Source organism: Dietzia sp. IN118 (genome assembly GCF_032905965.1).
Taxonomy (GTDB): Bacteria; Actinomycetota; Actinomycetes; order Mycobacteriales; family Mycobacteriaceae; genus Dietzia; species Dietzia kunjamensis.
In genome coordinates this window covers 3138499-3149763 of record NZ_JAUMSR010000001.1, presented here as the reverse complement: position 1 = coordinate 3149763, position 11265 = coordinate 3138499, and the positions used below count along the sequence as shown (strand labels likewise).

Below are 11265 nucleotides of genomic sequence, written 5' to 3'. Positions count from 1 at the left end.
CGAGGAAAGGGACGGGGGGGGGGGCGCCGCGCCGAGGCCGGAAGGGGGGGAAAGGGGGGGGGCCCGACCCCCCAAAACCAAGCGAGGGGCCGGGTGTTCGGGGGAGAAGAGCCCCCCCCGCGGGCGCTGAGGGTCCGCCCCGCCCCGCCCCGGCGGGGGGGGGGGGTTCGGCACCGCCACTCCGGCCCGTCATGTCGGGACCCGCGTGACCCGCGGGAGTCTGGATCGGATCATGCCGACGAGCGCGATGAGCCAGGCCGCGACCGCGACCCACATCCACGTCTCGCCGATCCAGGCGACGATCGGCAGGTCGTCGGCCCGCCCGAGGTACATCCCCGCGACGGCGTACATGCCGAGCGGGAAGACGATCGACCACCAGGTGGGTTCGAATCGGAACGGCACCCTCTTGATCCCGTGACGCCACACCCCCACCGCCACCAGGGCCGGGATGAGCCAGGTGGCGAAGCACCAGAACACCACGACCAGGCCCGCGACGAGTCCTCGCACGGCGTCGACCATCGGGGCGCTGGCCATCTCCACGATCCGTGCGCCGGCGACGACGGTGATCGCCACCGCCCCCATCGAGACCCAGTACGGGGGATCGAGCTCCCGCGGATCCAGCGGGTAGAGCATGAGCCGGAGCGAGACGAACACCGCGCACGCCACGTAGAGGACGACGCCGACCGACCAGGACGTCACGGCCACGATCGCGAGGGCGTCGCGGGCCGACTCGACGTGGGGCTCCAGGGTCGCCGCGGCGACGGCCACCGACTGGCTGGCGACGACCCAGATGAACCAGGTGCCGTTGGCCTCCGCGACCACGGGGCGCTCGTCGCGGGACAGGACCGCGACCCAGGGGACCGTGTAGCCGAGCACGATCCAGACGGCCGCGCCGACGCAGAGGAGCGCCACGGACGCCACGAGCAGGTGCCGCCCCGCGAGCGCCACCGCGAGAACGTTCGTCCCCGCGACGAACGTGAAGAAGAGGAACGCGGTGCGGGAGTCATGCAGGTCGGCGACGACCTCGGCGCGGAAGGCGATCAGCCGCCACAAGGTGAGGAGCACGAGGATCCCGTACTCGATCGCGGTGAGCACGATCAGGATCACGGACACCGTCTCCCAGCCCCGCTGCCCGGCTCCCACGGCGACGATCCCCGTCGCCATGACCATGGCGAAGTACCCCGGAGACAGTCGCGCGGGCGTCGGGAGGCTGCGTGACCGGGTCACCTCAGTGACGTGGTACGCGGCTCGATCCGGACCGGGCCCGCCCGGCGCCGATCTCGCGGCTCACGTCGCCGACGTCCTCGCGCATCCAGCCCCGGCGGTACGGGCGGTTGCCGAACTGGCCTGCCGGACGCGACCGGTACACGACGTAGGGACGCCACAGGTAGCCGATCGGCGCGGAGAACACGTGGACCAGGCGGGTGAACGGCCAGATGGCGAACAGCAGGAACGCCACGATCGCGTGCAGCTTGAACGACATGGGCGCGGACAGCATCAGTGCCGGATCGGGCTGGAACCAGAAGATGCCTCGGAACCACACCGACAGCTCCTCGCGGTAGTCGTAGTGGCTGAGGATGTTGCCGACGATGGTGTTGGCCATGCCCAGGAAGATCGTCGCGGCCAGGAAGACGTACATGACCTTGTCGTTGACGGTCGTGGCGGAGAAGACCGGCCCGACCGTGCGGCGACGGTAGATGAGGATCACGAGTCCGACCACGGTGCAGAAGCCGGCGATCGCCCCGGTGATCACCGCGATCCAGTGGTAGGCGTCGTTGCTGATGCCCACGGCCTCGGTCCACGACTTGGGGATGACCAGGCCGATGATGTGGCCGCCGACCACGAAGAGGATGCCGAAGTGGAACAGCGGGCTGCCCCAGCGGAGCAGGCGCGACTCGTAGAGCTGACTGGAACGGGTGGTCCACCCGAACTTGTCGTAGCGGTACCGCCACCAGTGGCCCACGACGAAGATCGCCAGGCACACGTACGGCAGGATCACCCAGAGGAAGATGTCCAGGATCGTCACCTCGGCTGCAGTCGTTCCGATCATGGCCGGGCCCCGCTTTCCAGGTAGGACGAGGAGGTGAACGCCTCCAGGCCGACTTCCTCGTCGGGCGGCCCCTGGGCGACGAGTCTGCTGACGGCGTCGCGGTCGTGCCCGCCGATAGCCGGGAGGGTGGCCGAGACGGTCTCCAGCGCGCCGGTCCAGGGCGAGCCGCGGTCGGCCAACGAGATCCGCAGCAACTCGAGACCGGCGCGGTGCTGGACGAGCAGTGCACGGCAGCCGTCGAGATCGCACTGCGCACCGAACTCGAGGACCACGCCGAGGTGGTCGGGGAGCTCCCCGGCCCCGAGTTCGGCACCGGCCGCCTTGTACGTCTCGATGAAGTCGACGAGTGCGGTGCCGCGCTTGCGAGTGTCCCCGTACCGGTAGTAGGTCAGGTAGAGGCAGCAGCGGCGCCGCATGTCGAACGTCTCCACGTACTCCGACTGCAGGTCGTCGAGGGGAGTCGACTCCAGATGGTCGACCAGACCCAGCAGTGGCCGCGCGACGGCGCCCCGCTCCCCGGCCAGTTCGCGCACGAGCGGGAGCCGGTCGATCAGCTCGGCGGTCGGGTAGTCGATCAGCAGTGAGACGGCCTGGTAGAGCGCGGGGTCGCCGGGCGCGCCGCGGCCCACCGCCGGCCCGCTGCCGGGGCCTACCGCCCGACGCACCCGCGCGAACAGGTCGCTCCCGAAGCCGGTTCCGGCCAGGAATTGTGCACCCATCGCGTTAGTCCTTGCTTCCGGGGAACAGGCCGCCCGTGCCGAGACCGTCCCAGTTGAGGAGGTTGACCCTTCTGGACTTGTCGCCCGGCGACGCGATGGTGTCCGAGGTCTGCCGCTGTTTGAGGGCGTGGAAGCTCTCGACGGCGATCGGCAGGGCCTGGTCACCCGAGCCCTCGCCGAACGGCCCGGACTCGCCCATCATCCCGGGCCCGCCCTCGTAGTCCAGGCTGCACTCGGTGGCCAGTTCCTCCAGCGAGTGGGCCTGTTCCTGGTGGGCGGTGGGGATTACGTAGCGCTCGTCGTAGTGGGCCAGGGCCAGGAGTCGGTACATGTCGTAGACGTCCTCCTCGGTCATCCCGACGGCGTCGCAGATCTCCGCACGGGGTTCGCGGCCGAGGTTGATGTCACGCATGTAGGTGCGCATCGCGGCCAGTCGGTTGAGCACCACCTGGATGGCGTCCACGTCGCCCGCGGTGAACAGCTCCGCGAGGTATTCCATGGGGATGCGCATGGTGTCGATGGCGCCGAAGAGGGTGTCGGCGTCCTCGCCGTCACCGCCGTCCGCGGCGACCCGGTCGACGATGGGCGACAGCGGCGGGACGTACCAGACCATCGGCATGGTGCGGTACTCCGGATGCAGCGGCAGGGCCACCTCGAACCGGGAGATGAGCTGCCAGATCGGCGACCGCTGGGCGCCCTCGATCCAGTCGTCCGGGATGCCGGCCTCGCGGGCCGCGGCGACCACCTCGGGATCGTTCGGGTCGAGGAAGCACGAGCGCTGCGCGGCGAGCAGCTTGTGCTCGTCCGGCTCGGAGGCCGCCTCGAGCACCCTGTCGGCGTCGTAGAGGATGAGTCCGATGTACCGCAGGCGTCCCACGCACGTCTCCGAGCACACGGTGGGGATGCCCACCTCGACGCGGGGGAAGCAGAACGTACATTTCTCGGCCTTGCCCGTGCGGTGGTTGAAGTACACCTTCTTGTACGGGCAGCCGGTCACGCACTGGCGCCAGCCGCGGCAGCGGTCCTGGTCCACCAGGACGATGCCGTCCTCGACCCGCTTGTACATCGCGCCCGACGGGCACGAGGACACGCACGACGGGTTGAGGCAGTGCTCGCAGATGCGCGGCAGGTAGAACATGAAGGTCTCGGAGAACTCCGCCTTGATCTCCTCGCTCACCTTGGCCAGGATCGGGTCGTCCTTCAGGTGGGTGGGGGAACCGCCCAGGTCGTCGTCCCAGTTGGCGGACCACGAGATCTTCATCGGCTTGCCGCTGATGAGCGAGTAGGGCCGGGCGACCGGCGTGTGCTCCTGCAGGGGCGAGGACACGAGCGTGTCGTAGTCGTACGTCCACGGCTCGTAGTAGTCGTCGATCGACGGCATGGTGGGGCTGGAGAAGATCTGGAGCAGCTTCTTCATGCGCCCGCCGGCCTTGAGCCTGAGCTGGCCGTTCTTGCCGAGTTCCCAGCCGCCCTTCCACCGCTCCTGGTCCTCGTACGTCCGGGGATACCCCTGCCCGGGTCGTGTCTCGACGTTGTTCCACCACATGTACTCGGTGCCGGACCGGTTGGTCCACGCCTGCTTGCAGGTCACCGAGCAGGTGTGGCAACCGATGCACTTGTCCAGGTTCATCACCATGGACATCTGGGCCATGACGCGCATCAGTACTGCACCTCCTGGGAGCGACGGCGGATGACCGTCACCTCGTCACGTTGGTTTCCGGTGGGGCCGATGTAGTTGAACGCGTAGCTGAAGTGCGCGTACCCGCCGATGAGGTGGCTGGGTTTGATGAGGATGCGGGTTGCCGAGTTGTGGATACCGCCGCGCTTGCCCGAGGCCTCCGCGATCGGCACGTCGACCACGCGGTCCTGCGCGTGGTGCATGTAGACGGTTCCGGCCGGCATGCGGTGGGAGACGATGGCGCGGGCGACGACGACGCCGTTGCGGTTGACCGCCTCGATCCAGTCGTTGTCCACGACGCCGATGAGCTCGGCGTCCTCCTTGCTGATCCAGATGGTCGGCCCGCCGCGGGACAGGCTGAGCATGAGGAGGTTGTCCTGGTACTCCGAGTGGATCGACCACTTGTTGTGCGGGGTGAGGTAGCGGACGGTCAGCGCCGCGCCGCCGGACCCGTCATCCGAGCCGAGGACGGGCTCGCCGTAGAGCTGGTGCATGTTGAGCGGCGGCCGGTACACCGGCAGTTGCTCGCCCATCTCGGCCATCCAGTCGTGGTCCATGAAGAACTGCATCCGCCCGGTGAGCGTGTGCCACGGCTTGAGCCGCTCGACGTTGATGACGAACGCGCTGTACCGCCGGCCGCCGTGCTCGGACCCCGACCACTCGGGTGACGTGATGACCGGCTGGGGCCGGGACTGGGTGTCCGCGAAGGTGATGCGCTTGCCCTCCTCGCCCCGCGACAGGTCCGCCAGCTCGCGGCCGGTCCGGGCCTCGAGCTGCTCGAACCCCTGCGTCGCCAGACGCCCGTTGGTCGTCCCGGACAGGGTGAGGATCGCCTCGCACATCCGGATGTCGGTGTCGAGCCGCGGTCGACCCTTCCCGACGCCCTTGCGGGTCTCGCCGTTTGCCTTGAGCAGGACCCCGATCTCCTTGTCGGGTTTGAGCATGAGTCCCTTGACGGGCATGCCGACCTTCTCCGCGAGCGGGCCGAGCGACCCGAACTTCTCCCCGAGCAGGCGGTAGTCGCGCTCGACCGCGGTGATCTTGGGGAAGTTCTTCCCCGGGACGGGCTCACACGAGCCGTCCTTCCAGTCCGAGACCGTGCCGCCCGGGTTGGCGAGCGCGTCCGGGGTGTCGTGCCCCAGCGGCGTCGCCACCACATCGGTCCGGATGTCGAGGTGACCGTGGCTGAGCTCGGCGACCTTCTCGGCGAGGAGGCGGAACGTCTCGAAGTCCGTCTTGGTCTCCCACGGCGGGTTGATGGCGGCGTTGAACGAGTGCACGAAGGGGTGCATGTCCGTCGACGACAGGTCGTGCTTCTCGTACCAGGTGGCCGCGGGGAACACCAGGTCGGAGAACAGGGTCGTGGACGTCATCCGGAAGTCGAGGGTGGTGAGCAGGTCCAGCTTGCCGTCCTCGGCGTCCTCCCGCCACACCATGTCCCGCCCGCGGTGGCCCTCCGGCGCCTGGTCGGCGCGCAGTGACGAGTCGGTGCCCAGCAGGTGCTGGAGGAAGTACTCGTCACCCTTGGCCGACGACCCGAGCAGGTTGGAGCGCCACACGGTGAGCACCTTGGGCGCGTTGCCGGGGCCGTCCGGGTCCTCGGCCGCGAACCGCAGTGACCCGTCCTTGATCCGGCCCACCACGTGATCGGCCGCCGGCACCCCGGCGTCGGCGGCCTCCGCGCCCAGGTCCAGCGGGTTGGCGTCGAAGGTCGGGTAGGACGGCATCCAGCCCAGCCGGGCCGACATCGCGACGAGGTCCGGGGTGCTCAGGCCGGCGAAGCGGTTCTCGCCGGTGGCGGCGGTCAGGACGTCGGCCCCGTAGGAGTCGTACTTCCACTGCCCGGTGTGCAGGTAGAAGAAGGCGGTGGCGATCATCTGCCGGGGCGGGCGTGACCAGTCCAGGCCCATTCCCACCTGCTGGAACCCGGTCAGCGGCCGGACCTTCTCCTGCCCGACGTAGTGGGCCCAGCCGCCACCGTTGACACCCTGCGTCCCGGTGAGGATGGTCAGCGCCAGGAAGGCCCGGTAGATGACGTCGGAGTGGAACCAGTGATTGGTGCCGGCGCCCATGAGGATCATGGACCGGCCGCCGGACTCGAGGGCGTTGCGGGCGAACTCGCGACCGATCCGTTCGGCCTGGGCGGCCGGCACGCCGGTGTGCTGCTCCTGCCATGCCGGGGTGTAGGGCTCGAGGTCGTCGTAACCGCTCGGCCAGCTGCCCGGCAGGCCCTGGCGGGCCACGCCGAACTGCGCCATCATCAGGTCCAGGACGGTGGTGACGCGCAGGTCCTCGCCGTCGTCACCCCTCACCGTCCGGTAGGGCACCCCGCGGGTGATGGTCCCGGCGTCGCCACGCACGGTGTCGAAGCGCGGCAGGACGACCTCGGCGGTGCCCTCCAGGGTGTCGAGCAGGCTCAACGCGGGGTCGATGTCACCCAGGTCGAGGTTCCAGTTCCCGGCGCCCTGCTCGCCGAACCGGTCGCCCAGGGTGCCGTTCGGCACCACCGGGCGCCCGGTCACGGCGTCCATGAGGACGGTCTTGTTCGCGGCGTTCTCACCCGGGGCCGCCTCGAGCACGCCGTCGGCGAGCATGTCCGCCGTGACGAACTTGTGCGGGACCACCGACCCGTCCCCGCGCGTGCGGAGGGTGATGAGGAACGGCAGATCCGTGTACTTCTTGGCGTACGACTCGAACTCCGGCGTGGACCGGCGGGCGTAGAACTCGGTGAGGACGACGTGCACCATCGCCATGGCGAGGGCGCCGTCGGTGCCGGGGTGCGGGTGCAGCCACTCGTCGGCGAACTTGGTGTTGTCCGCGTAGTCGGGGGAGACCACCACCACCTTCTGGCCCCGGTAGCGGGCCTCGGTCATGAAGTGGGCGTCCGGGGTGCGCGTGACGGGGACGTTGGAGCCCCACATGATGAGGTAGGACGAGTTGAACCAGTCCGCGGACTCGGGGACGTCGGTCTGGTCGCCGAACACCTGGGGCGAGGCCACGGGCAGGTCCGCGTACCAGTCGTAGAACGACAGCATGGAGCCGCCGAACAGCTCGATGAAGCGGGAGCCGGCGCCGAACGAGGCCATGGACATCGCCGGGATGGGCGAGAACCCGGCGACCCGGTCCGGGCCGGAGGTCTTGGCCGTGTAGACGTGGGCGGCGGCGGCGATCTCCATCGCGTCCTCCCACCGGCAGCGCACCAGTCCGCCGTGGCCGCGGGCCCGCTTGTAGTAGGCGGTCTTCTCGTGGTCCTCGACGATCGAGGCCCACGCGTCCACCGGGTCGGAGTGCTCCGCGCGGGCCGCGCGCCACAGCTCCATCAACCGACCGCGGATGTAGGGGTAGCGCACGCGGGTGGGGGAGTAGGTGTACCAGGAGAAGGCGGCGCCGCGCGGGCAGCCGCGGGGCTCGTAGCCGGGCATGTCGTCGCCGATGTCCGGGTAGTCGGTCTGCTGCGACTCCCAGGTGATGATCCCCTCCTTGACGTACACCTTCCACGAGCACGAGCCCGTGCAGTTGACGCCGTGCGTGGAGCGGACCACCTTGTCGTGACTCCAGCGGTCGCGGTAGAACACGTCCGACTCCCGCCCGCCGGAGTGCGTGACGGTCCGCAGGTCGTCGGAGGCCTCCCCCCGGCGGAAGAACCGGCCGGCCCGCAGCAGGGCATCGGAGGCGGGGCCGTCCATCCGACCGGACCCGGTGCCGCGGCCCTCCGGCGTCGGCGAGGCGGGGCGGGGGGAGTCGATGCTGGTCATGCCGGGGTCCTTTCCGTGGCGGCGGGCTCACTGCGACGGGTACGGAGGAACCACAGCCAGGTGAGGGCGGCGGTGGCGATCGAGAGGACGAAGAGCAGGAGCAGCCCGACTCGGTAGTTGCCGTGGGCGGTCCAGAAGTAGCCGAGCAGCAGCGGGGGGACGAAGCCGCCGAGGCCGCCGACGGCACCGACGATGCCGGTGACCGACCCGACCGCGGTGGGCTCGACCAGTTCGGCCACCAGGGCGAACACGGCGCCGGAGGCGGTGCCCAGCGACGCGGCCATGAACAGGAAGACCGCCGTCCCGACGGGGTAGAAGGTGCCGGCATCCGCGCTGACGAGCGGCATGCGCTCCGTCGCGGCGGCGGCCATCAACCCGGTGACGGTGTAGCTCACGATGAGCACCCAGGCGCCGGGGAACCTGTCGGCCAGCGCGCCGCCGAGGGGTCGGCAGGCCACCGCGATCACCACGAACACGGCGGTCCGCAGGGCCGCGTCCTCCGTCTCCAACTCGTAGAAGTTGTGCAGGTACGTGGGCAGATAGACGGAGAACGCCACGAACCCGCCGAAGCCCATCGCGTAGAGCCAGGCCAGTTTGAGGGTGACGGGACGGGCGAGGGTCCTGGCCGCCTTGACCACCCAGTTTCCCTGGGCGGGCGTCCAGGTCGGCGAGTTCTTCAGGAGCATCCGGGCGACGACCGCGTACACGGCCAGCAGGATCGCGACCAGGACGAACGGCGCCTGGTCGCCGAACGCCTCGCGGAGCCGCAGGGTCGTGAACGCGGCGATGGCCGTGCCGCCCATGCCGGCGCCGAAGATGCCGATCGCCGTGCCGCGCCGGTTCGGCGGGAACCAGGAGTTGACGGTGGGGACGCCGACGGCGAACGAGGTGCCGCCGATGCCCAGGAAGAATCCGCCGATGAGCAGGACGGTCAGGCTGTTGTCGACGAAACCGACGAACAGGGTGGGGAGGATCGTCAGCGCGGCGATCAGCGGGAACATCGTGCGGCCGCCGAGGCGGTCGGTGAGCGCGCCGACGGGGATCCGGCCGAGCGACCCGACCACGACCGGCAACGCCACGACGAGCGATTGTTGGAACGACGTCAGTCCCAACTGGTCCTTGTATGTCGCGCCCAGCGGTCCCATCAGGGCCCAGGCCCAGAAGGTGAGAAGGAATCCTGAGAAGCACAGGGCCAGTGCGAGGTTCGCTTTCCCGGGGTCGGGGACGACAGGGAGGCCCGCATCGCGGGTCGCGGAATCTGGTGCTGAGGACACCATGGGTCCTTTCGCGTCGGCTCTCGCTGCGTCGGATCTGTGTTTTGTCTCGCTGCGCCGGGCCAGTTCGAGGGGGAACCGCCCGGACCCCGAGTGTCTGCCAGATCGCGGCGAGTGTCCGCGAGTTCGTCCACACGCCCACGAGTTGTTACAGGTTAAATACACTCGGGCACGCGCCTTTCGGGGCTGCGCGTGGGCCCGGACGGAGGCCATCCGGGCCCACGCCGGCGGGACTACACCAGCCAGTCGTTCGGGGCGAACAACTCCGCGTGGAGCCGCTCGGCGGGCACGCCGGCCTCGAGGAACTGCGGGCGCAGTGACTGGAGGAAGCCGGTCGACCCGCAGAGGAAGACGTGCGCCCCCTCGGGGAGTTCGACCGTCGCCAGGTCCATGAATCCCGGGTGGACCGAGCCCGGGCCGGCGACGGTGTCCGCCCCCTGCTCGTACCAGGTGTGCACCTCGGCGTCGGCGAGCAGCGAGGACTCGCCCGCGACCTCCTCGGCGAGGACGTGGTCGGCCGGCGATCGGTCGGCGTGCAGGACGAGCACGCGACGGGTGTCCTCCGTCGCCGACAGGTGGGCGACCATCCCGAGCATCGGGGTGATGCCGATCCCGGCCGAGCAGAGGACCACGGGCGCGGCGTCCTGGTCGCGGCCGATCCCGGCGGCGTCCAGGACGAGGTCGCCGAACGGGAGGGTGACTTGGATCGTGGTGCCGACCTCGGCGTGGGCGTGCAGCCAGCCCGAGACCTCGCCGGCGGGGCAGCCGAGCCCGCCCCGGACCTCGGCGTCGACCCGGCGGACACCGATGCGCCACGTGCCGTCGCCCGGTGCCGTCGACAGGGAGTACTGACGCAGCTGGCGCGCGCCGTCGGGGAGGACCACGCCGACGGAGGTGTACTGGCCCGGGCGGAAGTCGGGCAGCGGCTCGCCGTCCGGACCACCGAGGGTGATCACGGTGACCGAGTCCGTCACGTCCTCCCGGGAGATCACGGTGGCGGTGCGGAAGACGTCCCCCGGTTCCACCTGCGCCTCGGCGTAGAGGGCCTTCTCGAAGTCCACCAGGACGGCGGCCATGATCCAGTAGACCTCGTCCCACGCCGCCGCGACCTCCGGGGTGATCGCCTCGCCCAGGACCTCCACGATCGCGCCGAAGAGGTAGTCGTGGACCACCTGGTATTGGTCGGGGGTGATGCCGAGGCTCGCGTGCTTGTGCCCGATCCGGGAGAGCATGTCGACCGGGCTGCGGCCGTCCACCAGCAGGGAGGCGAACGTCGCGATCGACGCCGCGAGCGCGCGCTGCTGGGCGCCCAGCTTCTGGTTGCCGCGGTTGAAGGTGTCGCGGAGGAGTTCGGGATTGTCGGCGAACATCGTCCGGTAGAAGACGGGCGTGATCTCGTCGATGTGGGCGCCGATGACCGGCAGGGTCGCGCGGACGACGGCGGCGTGCTCCTCGGACAGCTCGCGGGGGTGCGCGAGGATCGACTCCAGGGTGGTGAGCGACGTGGTCATGGGGGATCTCCTTCTCGGGGCGTGACGGGGTGGCCCGGGCACCGTGGGGGCCGGACTGTGGGGTGGGGTGATGTGGGGTGGGGGGGGATGGGGGGGGGTGCAGCGGTGTCGTCTTCCGACCAACCGGGTGCCCGGCGGGGGTACCGGACCGGCCGATGGGGGCGAGGCGGGGGGCGGCCGTGAGGCGGGGCCCCCGCCGCGGAGACCGACGGGGCGCCGCCCCCGCCGGCTGTTGCCACAGCCGGTCGGCCTGTTGCCACGGCCGGTCGGGGTGCGCG

At 70.1% G+C, this 11265-nt stretch carries 7 protein-coding genes; all 7 read right to left on the bottom strand.

Annotation, left to right across the window (positions count from 1 at the left end; translation table 11 throughout):
- Nucleotides 1–189 precede the first annotated feature (189 nt).
- Nucleotides 190–1227: a tellurite resistance/C4-dicarboxylate transporter family protein gene (locus tag Q2K20_RS14990; protein WP_317176907.1), complete on the bottom strand. Its 1038-nt coding sequence runs from the start codon at nucleotides 1225–1227 to the stop codon at nucleotides 190–192.
- Nucleotide 1228: 1 nt separating this feature from the next.
- The gene (gene narI / locus Q2K20_RS14985; protein ID WP_067715008.1) at nucleotides 1229–2050 is read right to left on the bottom strand and encodes a respiratory nitrate reductase subunit gamma; all 822 of its coding nucleotides are present in this window, start codon (nucleotides 2048–2050) and stop codon (nucleotides 1229–1231) included.
- On the bottom strand, nucleotides 2047–2769 hold the full coding sequence (gene narJ / locus Q2K20_RS14980; protein WP_069390165.1) for a nitrate reductase molybdenum cofactor assembly chaperone: 723 nt from the start codon (nucleotides 2767–2769) through the stop codon (nucleotides 2047–2049). The genes narI and narJ overlap by 4 nt, the downstream gene beginning before the upstream one ends.
- Before the next feature lie 4 nt (nucleotides 2770–2773).
- Nucleotides 2774–4429 carry a nitrate reductase subunit beta gene (gene narH / locus Q2K20_RS14975; RefSeq protein WP_067715004.1) on the bottom strand — a complete coding sequence of 552 codons (1656 nt, stop codon included), beginning with the start codon at nucleotides 4427–4429 and terminating at the stop codon, nucleotides 2774–2776.
- On the bottom strand, nucleotides 4429–8202 hold the full coding sequence (locus Q2K20_RS14970; RefSeq protein WP_317176906.1) for a nitrate reductase subunit alpha: 3774 nt from the start codon (nucleotides 8200–8202) through the stop codon (nucleotides 4429–4431). The genes narH and Q2K20_RS14970 overlap by 1 nt, the downstream gene beginning before the upstream one ends.
- Entirely contained in the window at nucleotides 8199–9479 is a 1281-nt protein-coding gene (locus Q2K20_RS14965; protein ID WP_269503015.1) for an MFS transporter, read from the bottom strand. Before Q2K20_RS14965 ends, Q2K20_RS14970 begins: the two co-directional genes overlap by 4 nt.
- A gap of 230 nt (nucleotides 9480–9709) precedes the next feature.
- Nucleotides 9710–10987 (bottom strand): globin domain-containing protein, encoded by a 1278-nt coding sequence (locus Q2K20_RS14960; protein ID WP_317176905.1) that lies wholly within the window; start codon nucleotides 10985–10987, stop codon nucleotides 9710–9712.
- Nucleotides 10988–11265: the final 278 nt, after the last annotated feature.